The organism is Pararhizobium sp. (assembly GCF_035497515.1).
Lineage (GTDB): Bacteria > Pseudomonadota > Alphaproteobacteria > Rhizobiales > Rhizobiaceae > Pararhizobium.
Map to the genome: position 1 here is coordinate 60,642 of NZ_DATJDJ010000165.1, position 15,837 is coordinate 76,478.

The window sequence follows — 15,837 nt, forward strand, 5'->3', positions numbered from 1 at the left end:
TCATAAACTACGCGCAATGACGATACGCTGCACGTCGCTTGTACCTTCATAAATCTGGCAGATGCGGACATCGCGGTAGATGCGCTCGACCGGAAAATCGGACAGATAGCCATAGCCGCCATGGATCTGGATCGCGTCCGAGCAGACTTTCTCCGCCATTTCCGAGGCAAACAGTTTTGCCATCGACGCTTCCGTCAGGCAGGGTTCGCCAGCGTCCTTCAGCTCGGCCGCATGCAGCACCATCTGCCGCGCCACCGTGATCTGCGTCGCCATGTCGGCAAGGCGAAAGGCGACGGCCTGGTGCTCGATGATCGGCTTTCCGAAAGCGATGCGTTCGCGGGCATAGTCGCGTGCCGCCTCGAACGCCGCCCGCGCCATGCCAACCGATTGCGAGGCGATACCGATGCGGCCGCCTTCGAGATTAGCGAGCGCGATCCTGTAGCCCTCGCCCTCGGCACCCAGCCGCAGGTCGGCCGGAATGCGCATGTCGGTAAAGGCGATCTGGCAGGTGTCGGAGGAATGCAGGCCGAGCTTGTGTTCGACGCGGATAACCTCGTAGCCCGGCGTGTCCGTCGGCACGATGAAGGCGGTGATGCCCTTCTTGCCGGCATCGGGATCTGTAACGGCGAAGACGATGATGACGTTGCCGTTCTTGCCGGAAGTGATGAACTGCTTGGCGCCGTCGAGCACATAATGATCGCCATCGCGGCGGGCGCGGGTGCGCAGGTTTGAGGCGTCGGAACCAGCTTGCGGCTCGGTCAGCGCAAAACCGCCGATCCATTCGCCGGAGGCCAGTTTCGGCAGAAACCGCTGCTTCTGCTCCTCGGTACCGAATTTCAGGATTGGCACGCAGCCGACAGAACTGTGCACGCTCATGATCGTCGAACAGGGGCCGTCGCCGGCGGCGATCTCCTCCAGTGCCACGGCATAGGCGACGGTGCCAGTCTCCGAGCCGCCATAGGCCTCCGGCACCAGCATGCCGAGAAAACCGAGTTTGCCCATTTCCTTCAGTTCGTCCTTCGGAAAAGCGTGCGAGACGTCGCGCTCGGCCGCCCCCGGCACGAGACGCTCACGGGAAAAATCGCGGGCCATGTCGCGGATCAGCATCTGTTGTTCGGACAGGATCATCTATCGGTCTCCTCCCAGCCCGATCAATGCCGCTCGACTGCGATGGCGGTAGCCTCGCCGCCGCCGATGCAGAGCGCGGCCATGCCGCGCCTTAGATCATAGCGTTCAAGGGCTGCCAGCAATGTGACGATGACGCGGGCTCCGGATGCGCCAATGGGGTGACCGAGCGCGCAGGCGCCGCCGTGGACGTTCACCTTGTCATGCGGCAGGTCGAGATCGCGCATGGCCGCCATGGCGACGACAGCGAAGGCCTCGTTGATCTCGAACAGGTCGACATCCTTCAGGTTCCAGCCGGTGCGTTCGCTGAGTTTTTTCAGCGCCCCGATCGGGGCCGTCGCAAAGAGATTGGGCGCCTGCGCATGGGTGGAATGGCCTGCAATCGTGGCAAGCGGCATCAGGCCTCGGCGGTCAGCCTCGGAGCGGCGCATCAGCACCAGCGCCGCCGCGCCATCGGAAATCGAGCTGGCATTGGCGGCCGTCACCGTGCCGTTTTCGCGGAAGGCAGGTTTCAGGGTCGGGATCTTTTCAAGCCTTGCCTTGCCCGGCTGCTCGTCACGGCTGACAATCTGTTCGGTTCGTCCGGCCTTCACAGTCACCGGCGTGATTTCACTGTCAAACGATCCATCCTCGATCGCCTTCTTGGCGCGGGTCAGCGAGGTCACGGCAAAATCGTCCTGCGCAGGCCGGGTGAACTGGTAGGCCTCGGCGCAATCCTCGGCGAACGTTCCCATCAACCGCCCCTTGTCATAGGCATCCTCCAGCCCGTCGAGGAACATGTGGTCGATGACGCGGCCATGGCCGAGCCGGTATCCGCCGCGGGCCCGATCCAGCAGATAGGGCGCGTTGCTCATGCTTTCCATGCCGCCGGCGACGGCGATGCTGGCGCTGCCGGCAAGAATGAGGTCGTGGGCCAGCATCGTCGCCTTCATGCCCGAGCCGCACATCTTGTTGACGGTGCTGGCACCTGTCGCAAACGGCAGGCCGGCGCCGATAGCCGCCTGCCGTGCCGGCGCCTGCCCCTGCCCGGCCGGCAGGACACAGCCGAACACGACTTCCTCGACCATGTCAGGCGCAACGCCGCTGCGCTCAAGTGCTGCGCGGATGGCGGCGGCTCCGAGTTCCGGCGCGGTGGCACCTTGCAAATCGCCCTGGAATCCGCCCATGGCGGTGCGCGCCGAACCGACGATGACGATGGGATCAAACGCTGTCATTCAAACCTCCCGGAACCCATCTCAACGCGGCGCCATGCGCAGGGCACCATCCAGGCGGATCACCTCGCCGTTCAGCATGCTGTTCTCACAGATATGGCGCACCAATGCGGCAAATTCACCGGGGCGGCCAAGGCGCGGCGGAAACGGCACGCTTTTGCCGAGCGCATCCTGCACCTCCTGCGGCATGCCCGCCATCATCGGTGTTTGGAAAATGCCCGGCGCGATGGAAACGACGCGGATGCCATAGCGGGCAAGCTCGCGGGCAATCGGCAGCGTCATGCCGACGACGCCGCCCTTGGAAGCGGCATAGGCTGCCTGGCCGATCTGTCCGTCGAAAGCGGCGACCGACGCGGTGTTGACGATGACGCCGCGCTCGCCGTCGCTGTCCGGCTCCTCGTTCTGGATTGCCGCCGCCGCAAGCCGGATCATGTTGAATGTGCCGACAAGATTGATGCCGACCGCGCGGGCAAAATTCTCCAGCCGATGCGGGCCGTCGCGTCCCAATATCTTTTCACCCGGCGCGATGCCGGCGCAATTCACCAAGCCGTGCAGATGGCCGAAGGCTGTCAAAGCCATATCGACGGCCGCCTGGCCATCGGCCTCGCTGGTCACGTCGGTCCGGATGAAACGGGCATTCCCGAGGCTTTCGGCGACGCCGTCGCCGGCCTCCTCGTTGACATCGGCGACGACGACGCGCGCACCGGCTTCGACCAGCATCCGGGCAACGGCAGCACCAAGCCCAGAGCCGCCGCCGGTAACGACAATGACCTTTCCGGAAATGATCATGGGGCGGTCGCCCCGCCACAACATCCGGGTGCCGAATTTCGATCCATCCTGCAGCCCTCCCGTGCCGCGCTTCATCGCAAGGGCATGCGCTCCTCAGCCATGCCACCTTGCCGAACTCTACGCCGACGCGCTATTGCAAGCGATGACGGAAGTGTCCTTCCTTTTCGGCCACTTTTACCATGTGGGAACACGCCCGATGACCGAAACCGACCGGCGGATGATCTCGCCCTCCTTTGTCGAGGAAGCCCTCGACTGCCTGCGCCGGCAGGGCAAGCCGACGGCGCCGCTTTTGGCTTCCCTCAGCCTGCCACTGTTGGTCGATCGGCCGATTTCCGCCGAGACTTACGGAGCCCTTTGGCTGGCCATCGCGGCCGAGGTGGACGACGAATTCTTCGGCATGGGCGGACGGCCAATGCGGCGCGGCAGCTTCACCCTGCTGTGTCATTGCGTGCTGCATGCACAGACGCTGGACCAGGCACTCCGCCGCGCCTTGCGCTTCCTCAACGTCGTGCTGGAAGATCCGAGCGGTGAACTGATCGTCCGCGACGGGCTGGCCGAGATCGTGCTGACCGACAAGGGGCCAGCGCGTTCCGCCTTTGCCTATCGCACCTATTGGATCCTGCTGCACGGCATCACCTGCTGGCTGGTCGGGCGGCGCATCCCGATCCGGCGAGTGGATTTCCGCTGCACCGAACCGGAACAAGGTGCAGATTATCGCCTGTTCTTCGGCGCCCCCGTCCAGTTTGGGCAGCCCTTCAGCCTGCTCACTTTCGACCGCACCGTGCTCAAGCTGCCAATCGCGCGCAGCGAACAGGCGCTGAAGCAATTCCTGCGCGGTGCGCCGGCCAATATTCTGGTGCGCTATCGCTACGATGCAGGGCTTGCGGCCAATGTTCGAAAGCGCCTGCGCCAGACGCCGCCCTCGGCCTGGTCCGGCTTTGCCGATCTTGCCGCGCAGATGCGCATGTCGCCCTCGACGCTTCGGCACCGCCTGCACGGCGAAGGCCAGAATTATGCCGGGATCAAGGACGAGATCCGCCGCGACCTGGCGATCGACCTTCTTCTGGGAAGCGACCGCGGCGTCGGCGAGATCGCCGCGCAACTGGGCTTTTCTGAACCCAGCGCCTTTCACCGTGCCTTTCGCAAATGGACATCCCACAGCCCTGCCACATTCCGGCGCCAGGCGATCGCGGCCAAAACCGCGAAATGATGCCGCGCTGTCGTCTGTCCGGCACGGAACCGCGGCGATGGCAGTCTATTCCTCAATCCCGCTGAACCGATCGCCACGCCGACTTTGCGCTCTACAGCGCCAAGCGTGAAGGCCGCAAACGCGTCACAAGTCGCTGCCAGATTTCTGGTTTCCGCCCATGGTCGGCGGCCCGGAGATTTGAAACGACATTTTCCTGGGACTTATGTTGCGCTGGCCGGAGCAATCGTGTCCACGCGAAATGACAAGCGAAACTTGAGACCGTCGGCGGCGAAGTCCGTCTCGCTCTGGGGCTCCAGGGGACCCGGGAAGGCGCTTCGGATAAGCTTCGACCCGAAACCTTCACTCGCCGGCGTGGCAATGGCCGGTCCGTCCCGCTCCGTCCAGTCGAACTCCACCCGATCGCCGTTCAACGTCCATTTGACATCGATCCGCCCGTCGGCTTCGCTTAGCGCACCGTATTTCAGTGCATTTGTCGCCAATTCGTGCACCACGAGAGAAAGCGCCGTAACCGCCTCCGGCGTCAGCAGGCAGGGTGGCCCGGACAGACTGATCCGGTTGCCCCGGTCGCCACCAACCGGCCGCAGCGCGCGCTCGACGACCTCCCTCAATTCGGCGGCCTTCCAGTCATCGGACAGGAGAACGTCATAGGCGCCGGCCAGGGCGGTGACGCGGCTGGCAAAGATCGCGTTTTCCTCGGAGCGGTTGCGGAAGGTCTGGCGGGCAATGGCCTGGACAACGGCCATGGTGTTCTTGACGCGATGCGACAGTTCCTTCGCCATCAACTTGCGTTTTTCCTCCGCGCGGCTGGTCTCCAACCGCCGGACTTCGAGTTCGTCGAGCAGGCCATCGACGGAGGCTCCGACCTGGCCGAGCTCGCCGTAATGGCCCTTCATCTTCGTGCGGCTATCGGTCTCTCCTTCGCGCCAACGCTGGAGCACCGATACGATATGGTTGATCGGATCGAGGATAAACCGGTTGCCGACGAAGACAGCAGCACACAATGCGAGCGCGGCACCGATCGCCATCATGACGAGACCCGTGATAGAGGCGCGGTTGATGGGTGCAAGCGCCTCGGACTCCGACAGACCGGCACTGACATAAAGGGGATTATTCCGCGACACCGGCGTATACCCCATGATCCGCTTGGTGCCATCCTGGCTGATCAGTTCCATCGTGCCTGGGGCATCCGCTGAAAGCAGCGGCTGATACTGCTTCGGTATCGTTGTTCCGACGAACCGTTGCGGATCCGGATTGCGGGCGAGGATCACGCCCTTTCGATCAGCGACCGTAACCGAACCGCCGGTCGGCAGGCCGCGCTCCAGGATCTGCTCTTCCAACCAATCCAGCCGCACCCCGGTCGTGAGAACGCCGACCGTCCTGGAATCCCGCTTGATCGCGAGCGCCATGGGCAAGATCGGCGCGCTCGAAACCCGCGCGATCGTATATTCTCCAACGACAAGCTCGTCCGTCTTCAGGGCGCGCTGCACATAGTCGCGATCGCCGAAATTCATTCCTGTCTTCCAGCCCATGCTGTCACAGATCAGCTTGCCGGTTTCGTCGAGCACGAGGATATTGCGGACCGGCGCGAGCTTCGATGCGACCGATTTCAGGACCGTGTTGCAGCTGGCGGAATCGCGTTCGGCGATGGAGGGTATGGCAGCGGTTGCGATCAGCAGACCCTTGATGCCCTCGATGACGCTGCCGATTTCCGAGGCGGTCTGGCGCGCCATTTGGGCGGCTTGTCGATGCACTTCCGCGTTGCGCTCGGCGCGCGCGGTAATCTCGTTATAGGCGAGCATGCCGATGGCAGGTGTGAGTGCTGTCAATGCAACGGCAACAAGTCGTTTTTTCACGTTCACGTCCCCCGCCGCGACCGGATTGCCACATTTCATATTCGTCTTACATGCGTCGGCAGGTCATGCCAAGTGCAGGATATTGCCGTAGCGTGACCCGCATATGATCCGGACCGTCACCTGAGACTTCCGACCCGTAGCGCGGGCTTTCGTGCTTCGGAAGCGTCCAGGAGAGGCATGATCCGGCGGAATTTTCGCGCTCTGTCGGTTGCCTGCCTACAGCGCCGCGCGTCAAATATGACGCGCAAAGGTCGCTGCAACGCTTCAGAATTTGTCCGGGCATATTCCGAACCGTTCACAGTCTTTTGCTGAGGAAGGCTGAGCCATTCAGGCCAAACCGCCAGGGAATATCGGCCGCCTTGGTAATGCCGATGCGCAAGCCGGTGGAAACCGTTCGGGGTTCATTTGGCGAGACAAGATGAAAAGGGTCTTCCGCCAGCGACCAGCCGTCGAGATCGTCCGTGACGCCAAGCGCCTGGCAGAGGCGTCCCGGGCCGGAACAGAGCAGCGCCAGCCTGTCCAGCCCTCGCCGTTGCCGCATGACGTCCAGACCCGTCAGCGGCTCCAGCGCGCGGATCAGGACGGCGCTGCCGGGGCGGGAGACAAAATTCAGGCACCAGTGCATGCCGTACGAACGATAGACATAGACGCTGGCGGACGAGCCGAACATGGCCCGGTTGCGACGTGTTTGTCCCTTGAAACTGTGGGACGCCGGATCTTCATCAGTGTAGGCTTCCGTCTCGACGATCAGGCCGCCGACACCGGCGACCTCAAATGTCGCACCGATCAGATCGATTGCGACGGTCGGCGCCGGACGATCGAAAAACACTTTCATCCAATTACGATCCTGCAATATCGGCGACAACATTTTTTCTCCCTGCAACCACCTTGTTTTGTTATATCAGGCCATGTCTTCGGCGGCTTGAAAGCGGCTGGCGAGGCGCTACATCGCGCCGGCGGATTGGGATTGCGGTGGCAGATGGAATTGGCGCGAATCCGGTTTATAGTATGCGTTGTGGATCAAGAGCAGCGACAAGGCGAAGAAACCGGCCAGCATCAGGAACAACGTGTTTCGCGCCGTCATGGCTCACCTGTCGCCAGGATGATGGCCACGGATGGGGTCAGCGGATGCTCGCGCGGCAGGGTGTAGAGGTAGCCGATCGTCAGTGCCAGAACACCGAAGATCAGGTTTGCCAGTGCAATCGTCAGAATATCGTCATCCATCGTCGGCTCCTCGCATCGCAACCCTATGGAGCGATGAAAGTTCCCGGGTGGCCGCATGCGGATACGACACCTTCCGATCATGACGGCCGTCGATGCAGTTCTTAATTTAGCTTCGGAACAAAAACACCGCTCGGGAGTTGATCCAGGCGCGTTTCTGGAGGAGTTGGAAATGATCATTCAGAAAGCCGAGCTTTGCGCCGATGTGATGTGGTCCGAACCAGTGGAGATCAGGCTGGGATATGGCCAGCCGGAGAAAATCAACGGCCCGCTTCAGGCGCTCAATTGCCTGGCGCAACGATGGCCGGATACGGGCGGCGAAGAATATCTGAAAGCCAAGACGCTCTGCATGGCGGCGCTGGGCGAACGCATTCCCTGCGCCGATGTGCGGGATGCTTTCATTGCCGCTGCAGCCGAAGCCGACATGCTAGTGCGCGCCAATTGATCCCGAAAGGGGCTCTATCGCCGAGCGGCGACGAGATGCGCCGTCAAGCCCACGGCCAGGCCGGCAATCAGGCACCCAGCAAAACCGATCCCCGGCGAGCGCCGTGACGCGGAAGGCCATGTTGTATAGCGCGCCTGATCCAGCGATTGCGGCAGTTCGGAAATTTTCTGCTTCAAATAGGCAACATAGGCCGCCAACCGGCGCAATTCTTCCGAGTGGTCGATCCCATGCGAAACCGAAGCGCTTGCCCGCAATTCTGGTTGCTGCTCCTGAAGTTCGGCGAAATAATCCTCCAGTTCATTTTCAAACCTCGTCGCATTCCTGCCGCCGATCGTCTTGCTGCCACCGTGCATCATGGTCATTTCCTCTTCGTTGACGCGGAAACAACGCGGAAGGCGGCAAAAGGATGCATGCCATGGCATTGTTTCACGCGTCTGGAACAATGGCCGCCTGTCCAAGTTGCCTGCAGCCGGCTGGCGTCTCGATCCACGCCTCCGCGAGGGAGGCGACGACAGATATGCTCATGGCCGGCAACCTGCCTGGAGTTTCGATCCACGCCTCCGCGAGGGAGGCGACCCTCAATCAGGCGATCTGGCTTCCTGCTGCGCGGGTTTCGATCGCTCCGCGAGGGAGGCGACGAAATCTGAATGGCGCGGCCGCCTGCGCCGACGAGTTTCGATCCACGCCTCCGCGAGGGAGGCGACATAATCTCGCCGACAGTCTTTCCGTGCGGCACAACGTTTCGATCCACGCCTCCGCGAGGGAGGCGACTCTGCGAACATCACCAGCATTGTTTCCGTGTAGAGGTTTCGATCCACGCCTCCGTGAACGGAATCGCGTAGATGATGCGGCGATGGCCATGACGCCTGGCGTGATCGAGCGCGAAACCAAGAGAGGCCAGCGTCTTGCCGCCGCCGGTCGGCACGGTCAGCGTGAAAAGACCGGGCTGTCGATCGGCACCGCCGCGCACGTGCCGGAGAATATCGGAGCGCAGGCGATTGAGATCGCCGTCCGCCGCGCCAAAGCGGGCGATATGTGCGTCGAAGCGCGCCAGGAAATCGTCGAGCAGAGTGGCAAGCGGCGTCCATGCGCGATCCGCCCTTGTCTTTCCAAGCGAGATATAGAACCCCTCTGTATCCTTGAAATCCGCGTCCACCAGGCAGGAGAAGATCATGCGCCCCATGAAGGACAGGGCAAAGTCGCGCTCGCTCCTGTCAGCGGGAAGGTTTCGCATCATCGCGGGCACGAGGCCGGAGACATCCGGATGCAGTTCATTCTGCCAGAAGGGATCCAGGGCCACGGGGCGCTCCATCCGGATATTGAAGCAGCCCTCCGTATCGCTCGACCGGTCCGGCAGGCCCGCATGGTGCCCCAGGATCGCATAGGCGATCAATTCTGCGACGGCCGCATCCGGCCCTGTCGCCAATTGTTTTAAAATCTGGGCTCCGGCCGTGGAATGGTCCACGAGGATATTGGCTCCCGCAAGCCTTCGTTGAAAGCCGGGATTGTACTTTCCGAGATCATGAAAGAGCCCGGCAGCGAAGGCGGCGCGCTCCAGACCGAAAGGCCGGGCCATTTCCGATGCCAGCTTGGCCACGCCCACAAGGTGATCCCTCAGCCTCTGCCAGTCCCGGACATCCCCCTGCGTGCCGCTATGCGCATACCAGTCCATCGCATCCCCCTTCGTTGGACTCCCGGAAGAGACTGGCGCGAACTCGACATCTTCCGGGCCCATCGCCGGCGAGAAAAGTGAAAGCCTTAAGCGCCTGCATCCATAGGGTGTATTCAGGGATATTTTCCACCGATAGTCAAGTGGAAGTTGCACGGATGACTATCGGGCGGATCCCGGTCATCGTCCCCTCAAGACGACAGAAATGATGGCGGACGCCGGTCGCGCAGCACATTCGCATGGAAGCACACTTTAAGCCGTGAAATCCGTGCGTCACAACCACCGTCGCGGGGGCATGGGGGATTTGGGACAACCGCGAAAAAAAAGCTATCGAACACGCAATTTGAGTTGCTCGATAAGAACGGATGAAAACCGGAAGGCCAAAGCGTGCAAGAACATGATGTGGTGCCCGGAGGCGGATTTGAACCACCGACACGCGGATTTTCAATCCGCTGCTCTACCAACTGAGCTATCCGGGCATCCCTGCTTGTCAGCAGTGGTTCCGCTTGAAGAACCGTGGGGCGGTTGGTTGCGCCCCGGAAGCGAGCGGGGTTATAACATCTTGTTCGGCGGTGTCCAGCACCAAATGACGATTTTTCGACAGGAAAATGTCGGCTGATGCAAATACCTGAAAAATAATGGATATCCGCCAAAAATCCGGCCGGCTTATTCCTCGTCGTCGGCCTTTGACTCGTCGTCCGCGACCGGAATCGCATAGGAACCGGTCAGCCAGCGGTTCAGATCGACATTGCGGCAGCGGTCCGAACAAAAGGGATAATGATCGCGGTGCGACGGGCGCTTGCATTCCGGGCATGCCACGGCCTTGCGCAGCGGCGCGACATTGGTTGCAGCCTTGTTTCCTTCGGAACTCATGGCTCAGCCTTTCGCCCAGTTGCTGTGCACGTCATAGCCCTCGCCCGACAGCAAGCTGACTGTCTCGTACAGCGGCAGACCGACGACATTGGTGTAGGAGCCGACCAGCTTGACCACGAAGCTTCCGGCAATGCCCTGGATACCGTAGGCGCCGGCCTTGCCACGCCATTGGCCCGACGCCAGATAGCTGTCGATATCATGGCTGGACAGCCGCTTGAAGCGCACCTTGGTGTCGATGACCTTCTGGCGCACCGTCCTGTCCGGCGTGATCAGGCAGACGCCGGTATAGACCCGGTGGCTGCGGCCCGAGAGGAGATGAAGCGCACTGGAGGCTTCGCTGACAAGCTCGGGCTTGCCCAGGATGCGGCGGCCGACGGAAACGACGGTGTCGGCAGCAAGGATGTAGCTGCCCTCCCAGGCCGGCTCGCCCTTGATCGCGGCCAGTGCCGCGCGGGCCTTTTCGGCCGAGAGCCGCCAGGCAAGGGAGCGCGGATGCTCGGTGCGCTTCGGGGTCTCGTCGAGATCCATCGGCATCAGGCGCGCGGGTTCGATGCCCGCCTGCGCGAGCAGTTCGACACGCCGCGGCGAACCGGAGGCCAGGATCAGCTTTTGTGTCAATGCCATCGCAACCAAGCCGTCATTCTCAGAGATTTGCAGCGCAGATGCCGCGACGCTTACTTGAAGCGATAGGTGATACGGCCCTTTGTCAGGTCGTAAGGCGTCATTTCGACCAGTACCTTGTCGCCGGCGAGAACGCGGATCCGGTTCTTGCGCATGCGGCCCGCGGTGTGGGCAATGATTTCGTGCTCGTTTTCAAGCTTCACGCGGAAGGTTGCGTTGGGAAGCAATTCGATAACGACGCCCGGGAATTCGAGGACTTCTTCTTTCGCCATGTAGGATATGTCTTTCTGTGCTTCGGTGCGGACGCGAACGCGCCCTTCAAAAATTTGGCGGAAACTACACAATCGCCACGGTTTTGTGAACAGCGGCGATCTTCTTTTCCGATTCCGGTTGAATTTTCCGGATTGATCAGCGCGCTATGCCATCTTCTCCGGCATTTGTCCAAGCAAACGATGCCTGATCAGCGTCGCCAGGTGATTTCGAACGTCGCGGTAGGCCGAAACGATCTGTTCACGCGTGCCGGTCGCCACCGTCGGGTCCGGTGTCGGCCAGTACACCACGTCGATCGCCATCGAGCGCGTCAGTTCAAGCGCCGCGTGATGCGCCTCCGGTGCCAGCGTCACGATCAGATCGAAATAGTCGTCCTCCAGTTCGTCCAGCGTGTGCGGCAGATGCCGCCCGGCCGTCAGCCCGATCTCCTCCAGGACCACGTCGACGAAGGGATCGCGCTCACCCGGCCGCACACCGGCCGAGGCGATATAGGTGCCGGCCGGCAACATGGTCTTCGCAAGAACCTCCGCCATCGGCGACCGGATTGCGTTCATGCCGCACATGAACAGCACCGAGGCCGGCGATTTCGCGCTGCGCTGCTGTATCAGGGGCGAAGCGGCGACCGTCACGCTCAGCCCCGCCAGTAGAGCACGCAGACAAGCGTGAAGAGACGCCGCGCTGTATCGAAATCCAGCTTGATCTTGCCCGAGAGCCGATCCATCAGCGTCTGCGAGCCTTCATTGTGAATGCCGCGCCGGCCCATGTCGATCGCCTCGATCTGGCTGGGCGTCGAGGAGCGGATCGCCTCGTAATAGCTTTCGCAGATCAGGAAATAATCCTTCACGATCCGCCGGAACGGCGTCAGCGACAGGATATGGGTGGCGACGGCATCGCCATTTTCCAGCGTGATGGCAAAGACCAGCCTGGAATTGATCAACGACAGGTTCAACCGGTACGGGCCGCCGGGATGCCCTGCGGGCTCGAAGGCGTTTTCCTCGATCAGGTCGAAGATCGCCACCGCCCGCTCATGTTCGACATCGGGCGTCGAGCGGCCGATGGTTTCATCCAGCACGACATCGCAGAGGCGGTGGCTGGCCGTGGCCGTCATCCCTCATCCCCGAGATTGAGCCGGATGGCGACCGAGCGCGCATGGGCCTCCAGCCCTTCGGAACGGGCAAGCGCGATGGCTGCAGGACCCAGATCGCGCAGCTGATCGGCGCCAAGACGCAGGATCGAGGTGCGCTTCATATAGTCGAGCACGCCGAGGCCGGAGGAAAACCGGGCAGACCGTGCCGTCGGCAGGACATGGTTGGAGCCGCCGACATAATCGCCGATGACTTCGGGCGTATGGCGGCCGACGAAGATGGCGCCGGCATTGCGGATCTTCGGGATCATCGCATCAGCATCAGCCAGCGCCAGTTCCAGATGTTCGGCGGCGATGCGGTTGGCGAGCGGTACCGCGACGTCCAGGTCCGGCACCAGGATGACAGCACCGAAATCGCGCCAGCTGGCGCTTGCGGTGTCTGCCCGGGGCAGCGTGCGCAACTGGCGCTCGACGGCGGCCTCGACGGCGGCGGCAAACGGCGCATCATCGGTGATCAGGATCGACTGGGCACCGACATCGTGCTCGGCCTGGGCCAAAAGGTCGGCGGCGATCCAGTCGGGATCATTGTCGCGGTCGGCGATGACGAGCACTTCGGACGGGCCGGCGATCATGTCGATGCCGACGGTGCCGAACACCTGCCGCTTGGCGGCCGCCACATAGGCATTGCCCGGCCCCATGATCTTGGCGACCGGGGCGATGGTGGCCGTGCCATAGGCAAGGGCCGCGATCGCCTGCGCGCCGCCGATTCGGTAGATTTCCTCGACGCCCGCCATGCGCGCGGCGGCCAGAACGGCCGGATTGATCGCGCCACCATTGGCCGGCACCACCATGACGATGCGCTCGACGCCAGCCACCCTGGCCGGCAGCGCGTTCATCAGCACCGAGCTTGGATAGCTTGCCGTACCGCCCGGCACATAGAGGCCGACGGCATCGATCGCCGTCCAGCGCGTACCGAGGCCGACACCCATCTTATCCTCGTAGATATCATCCTTCGGCCGCTGGCGGGTGTGATGCGCCTCGATGCGCACGGCCGCGACCTTCAGCGCGCCGAGCACCTCGGCGGGCACCTGGCTGATCGCTGCGTCGATCTCCTCGGCCGTCACCGCCATGCCGGTCACCGCGAAATCCAGGCCATCGAATTTCTTCGTGTAGTCGGCAAGGGCCGCGTCACCACGGTCGCGCACATCGTCGATGATCGCCCGCACGACGGTGTTCACATCCTCGGACACTTCCCGCTTGGTCGTCAGAAAGGCTGCGAACTGCTCTTCGAAGCCGGGGGTGAGATAGTCCAGACGAATGGCCAAGGGAACGGATCCTCAATCGGTAATCGGCAATCGCGCTTGGCTCGAGAGCCCGCGATCGAAATTCAGGCGCCGGCCGGATGGCGGGGCCTGAAGCCGGTTTCCCATGCGCCGCCGGTATCCGCAAGCTGAACCTCGATACATTCCACATCGATCATGATCGAAGCGCCGCCCGACAGCACGAACTCCACCGTTCCATCCGGCCCCTCGCCGTTCTGCTCGAACTGGATGGACAGCAGCGACAGGACCTTTTCACCATCCTTGCGATCGAACCCAATGGAGCGGACGGCGGAAACCTGCTTGAAAAGAAGCAGGCTGCGGCGGCGCTCGAACGACTTGCCGCGCCCTTCCGCCGTTTCCCAGACGAAACGGTTGATCACCAGCGACAGTTGCCGGGAGCGCTGCGCATAGGCAAGACCGGACACCTTGAAGACTGCGTCCTGCACATGGGCGGACACGATTCCGAGGTCCTCGGCGTCCAGCGCCATCAGCTTCAAACTATCCATGCCGTCAATTCCTTGCCTGGCCTTGTCTGTCCGCACGGCCGAGGGGCCGCCGCCATCATGACACAGGACATAGGACGCCGACATCGAATCCGCAACAGCGCTTGAGGTGAGCGATCAATCGCTGACGCGTTCGACCTCGGCACCGCAAGCATTGAGCTTTTCTTCCAGCCGCTCGAAACCGCGATCGAGATGATAGACGCGCGACACCATCGTATCGCCTTCGGCCACCAGGCCGGCGATCACCAGAGAAACCGAAGCGCGCAGGTCGGTTGCCATGACCGGTGCGCCCTTCAGCCGCTCGACACCTTCGATTTTCGCCGTCTGGCCCGAAAGCGTGATCTTGGCACCGAGACGGGCGAGTTCCTGCACATGCATGAAGCGGTTTTCGAAGATGGTCTCGGTGATGTGCGAGACACCGGAGGACTTGGTCATCAGGCCCATGAACTGCGCCTGCAGGTCTGTCGGGAAGCCCGGGAAAGGATCGGTGACCACGTCGACCGGCTTGATGCCGCCGCCGTTGCGCACCACCCGCAGGCCGGTTTCGGTCTCGGTGATTTCGGCGCCGGCGCGGCGGATGGCTTCCAGCGCCGTGTCGAGCAGGCGGGCATTGGTGCCTTCCAGCAAGACATCGCCGCCGGTCATGGCGACAGCCATGGCATAGGTGCCGGTCTCAATGCGATCCGGCAGGACGCGGTGGCGCGCGCCGGACAGCGAGGTGACGCCTTCAATGGTGATCGTCGAGGTGCCGGCGCCGGTGATCCTGGCGCCCATGGCGTTCAGGCAATTGGCGAGATCGACGACTTCCGGCTCGCGTGCGGCGTTGCCGATCGTGGTCGTGCCGTTGGCGAGCGTCGCCGCCATCATCATCACATGGGTGGCGCCGACCGAAACCTTCGGGAAGACGTAGCGGGCGCCGATCAGGCCGCCCTTGGGCGCCGTCGCATTGATATAACCGCTATCGATCTCGATATTGGCGCCGAGCGCCGTCAGGCCCTCGATGAACAGGTCGACCGGTCGCGTGCCGATGGCGCAGCCGCCGGGCAGCGAGACCCGGGCCTTGCCTTCGCGGGCAAGCAGCGGACCGATGACCCAGAAGCTGGCGCGCATCTTGGAGACCAGTTCGTAAGGAGCCGTCGTATCTACGATGTTGCGTGAAGTGAAATGGATCGTGCGGGAATAGCTCTCGCCCTGGCGCTCGCGGCGGCCATTGACCGAGATATCGGCGCCGTGATTGCCGAGAATACGGATCAACTGCTCGACATCGGCCAGATGCGGCACGTTCTCCAGCGTCAGCGTGTCGTCCGTCAGGAGGGAGGCGATCATGAGCGGCAAGGCGGCATTCTTGGCGCCGGAAATCGGGATGATGCCGCGAAGCTCGTTGCCGCCGGTAATTCTGATGCGATCCATAGGGTACCTTACGGGCGTCGCCCGCCTTTCCTGACAATCCGTCTTGAAGAGATTGGCGCCTCCATAAAGGATGCGCCGCGAAATGAGAAGCAAATTGAACCGTGACGGTAAACCGCCGAAGGGGCGAGGCGCAGAAATATCGGCATCCAGTCCGCATCCCGTGACGACCTCCACCCAGGAAGACCGGCGCCGAGAAAACAGACATCTGCGCCAGACGATATCCGCCCCGGA

Annotated in this window: 18 protein-coding genes and 1 tRNA gene; 2 read left to right on the forward strand and 17 right to left on the reverse strand. The window is 62.4% G+C overall.

Translation table 11 applies throughout. The features are described from left to right. Genes VL202_RS16735 through VL202_RS16745 form a run of 3 tightly spaced genes read right to left on the reverse strand, consistent with a single transcriptional unit; the run spans nucleotide 1 to nucleotide 3,125 of the window. A complete protein-coding gene (locus VL202_RS16735; protein ID WP_325465216.1) occupies nucleotides 1–1,128 on the reverse strand; it encodes an acyl-CoA dehydrogenase family protein in 1,128 nt (375 codons plus the stop codon). 23 nt (nucleotides 1,129–1,151) lie between these two features. Further along, the gene (locus tag VL202_RS16740; protein ID WP_325465217.1) at nucleotides 1,152–2,339 is read right to left on the reverse strand and encodes an acetyl-CoA C-acyltransferase; all 1,188 of its coding nucleotides are present in this window, start codon (nucleotides 2,337–2,339) and stop codon (nucleotides 1,152–1,154) included. A 21-nt stretch (nucleotides 2,340–2,360) separates the two neighbouring features. Next, nucleotides 2,361–3,125 carry a 3-hydroxyacyl-CoA dehydrogenase gene (locus VL202_RS16745; protein ID WP_325465218.1) on the reverse strand — a complete coding sequence of 255 codons (765 nt, stop codon included), beginning with the start codon at nucleotides 3,123–3,125 and terminating at the stop codon, nucleotides 2,361–2,363. Nucleotides 3,126–3,321: 196 nt separating this feature from the next. Here VL202_RS16745 and VL202_RS16750 point away from each other — a divergent pair, with 196 nt between their 5' ends. Continuing rightward, nucleotides 3,322–4,335 carry an AraC family transcriptional regulator gene (locus VL202_RS16750; protein ID WP_325465219.1) on the forward strand — a complete coding sequence of 338 codons (1,014 nt, stop codon included), beginning with the start codon at nucleotides 3,322–3,324 and terminating at the stop codon, nucleotides 4,333–4,335. A gap of 200 nt (nucleotides 4,336–4,535) precedes the next feature. On the opposite strand, the gene VL202_RS16755 is transcribed toward VL202_RS16750, so the two are convergent. The 3 genes from VL202_RS16755 to VL202_RS16765 all read right to left on the reverse strand — a co-directional run bounded on the left by VL202_RS16755 (nucleotide 4,536) and on the right by VL202_RS16765 (nucleotide 7,412). Next, a complete protein-coding gene (locus tag VL202_RS16755) occupies nucleotides 4,536–6,188 on the reverse strand; it encodes a sensor histidine kinase (RefSeq protein ID WP_325465220.1) in 1,653 nt (550 codons plus the stop codon). A gap of 295 nt (nucleotides 6,189–6,483) precedes the next feature. Continuing rightward, the gene (locus tag VL202_RS16760; RefSeq protein WP_325465221.1) at nucleotides 6,484–7,023 is read right to left on the reverse strand and encodes a DNA-3-methyladenine glycosylase; all 540 of its coding nucleotides are present in this window, start codon (nucleotides 7,021–7,023) and stop codon (nucleotides 6,484–6,486) included. A gap of 245 nt (nucleotides 7,024–7,268) precedes the next feature. Then, nucleotides 7,269–7,412, reverse strand: a complete 144-nt coding sequence (locus VL202_RS16765; protein ID WP_325465222.1) for a hypothetical protein — start codon at nucleotides 7,410–7,412, stop codon at nucleotides 7,269–7,271. 79 nt (nucleotides 7,413–7,491) lie between these two features. Between VL202_RS16765 and VL202_RS16770 the strand changes: the two genes are divergently transcribed. Beyond that, nucleotides 7,492–7,854 carry a DUF982 domain-containing protein gene (locus VL202_RS16770; protein WP_325465223.1) on the forward strand — a complete coding sequence of 121 codons (363 nt, stop codon included), beginning with the start codon at nucleotides 7,492–7,494 and terminating at the stop codon, nucleotides 7,852–7,854. A gap of 14 nt (nucleotides 7,855–7,868) precedes the next feature. Here the strand turns inward: VL202_RS16770 and VL202_RS16775 are convergent, their stop codons facing one another. The 11 genes from VL202_RS16775 to murA all read right to left on the reverse strand — a co-directional run bounded on the left by VL202_RS16775 (nucleotide 7,869) and on the right by murA (nucleotide 15,606). After that, nucleotides 7,869–8,216 (reverse strand): hypothetical protein, encoded by a 348-nt coding sequence (locus tag VL202_RS16775; RefSeq protein ID WP_325465224.1) that lies wholly within the window; start codon nucleotides 8,214–8,216, stop codon nucleotides 7,869–7,871. Between the two features lie 419 nt (nucleotides 8,217–8,635). Next, nucleotides 8,636–9,526 (reverse strand): CRISPR-associated endonuclease Cas3'', encoded by an 891-nt coding sequence (locus VL202_RS16780; RefSeq protein ID WP_325465225.1) that lies wholly within the window; start codon nucleotides 9,524–9,526, stop codon nucleotides 8,636–8,638. 400 nt (nucleotides 9,527–9,926) lie between these two features. Beyond that, nucleotides 9,927–10,002: transfer RNA gene (locus VL202_RS16785), tRNA-Phe, on the reverse strand. 187 nt (nucleotides 10,003–10,189) lie between these two features. Next, nucleotides 10,190–10,396 (reverse strand): DNA gyrase inhibitor YacG, encoded by a 207-nt coding sequence (yacG, locus tag VL202_RS16790; protein ID WP_325465226.1) that lies wholly within the window; start codon nucleotides 10,394–10,396, stop codon nucleotides 10,190–10,192. 3 nt (nucleotides 10,397–10,399) lie between these two features. After that, complete coding sequence (locus VL202_RS16795; protein WP_325465227.1) at nucleotides 10,400–11,020, reverse strand: Maf-like protein; 621 nt, start codon at nucleotides 11,018–11,020, stop codon at nucleotides 10,400–10,402. 50 nt (nucleotides 11,021–11,070) lie between these two features. Beyond that, complete coding sequence (gene infA, locus VL202_RS16800) at nucleotides 11,071–11,289, reverse strand: translation initiation factor IF-1 (protein WP_325465228.1); 219 nt, start codon at nucleotides 11,287–11,289, stop codon at nucleotides 11,071–11,073. Between the two features lie 144 nt (nucleotides 11,290–11,433). Next, nucleotides 11,434–11,850 carry a low molecular weight phosphatase family protein gene (locus VL202_RS16805; RefSeq protein WP_325465238.1) on the reverse strand — a complete coding sequence of 139 codons (417 nt, stop codon included), beginning with the start codon at nucleotides 11,848–11,850 and terminating at the stop codon, nucleotides 11,434–11,436. Between the two features lie 68 nt (nucleotides 11,851–11,918). Beyond that, nucleotides 11,919–12,395, reverse strand: a complete 477-nt coding sequence (locus tag VL202_RS16810; protein ID WP_325465229.1) for a UPF0262 family protein — start codon at nucleotides 12,393–12,395, stop codon at nucleotides 11,919–11,921. Next, a complete protein-coding gene (hisD, locus tag VL202_RS16815) occupies nucleotides 12,392–13,696 on the reverse strand; it encodes a histidinol dehydrogenase (RefSeq protein ID WP_325465230.1) in 1,305 nt (434 codons plus the stop codon). Before hisD ends, VL202_RS16810 begins: the two co-directional genes overlap by 4 nt. 62 nt (nucleotides 13,697–13,758) lie before the next feature. Next, a complete protein-coding gene (locus VL202_RS16820) occupies nucleotides 13,759–14,199 on the reverse strand; it encodes a DUF2948 family protein (RefSeq protein WP_325465231.1) in 441 nt (146 codons plus the stop codon). Between the two features lie 114 nt (nucleotides 14,200–14,313). After that, nucleotides 14,314–15,606 carry a UDP-N-acetylglucosamine 1-carboxyvinyltransferase gene (murA, locus tag VL202_RS16825; protein WP_325465232.1) on the reverse strand — a complete coding sequence of 431 codons (1,293 nt, stop codon included), beginning with the start codon at nucleotides 15,604–15,606 and terminating at the stop codon, nucleotides 14,314–14,316. Between the last annotated feature and the right edge of the window lie 231 nt (nucleotides 15,607–15,837).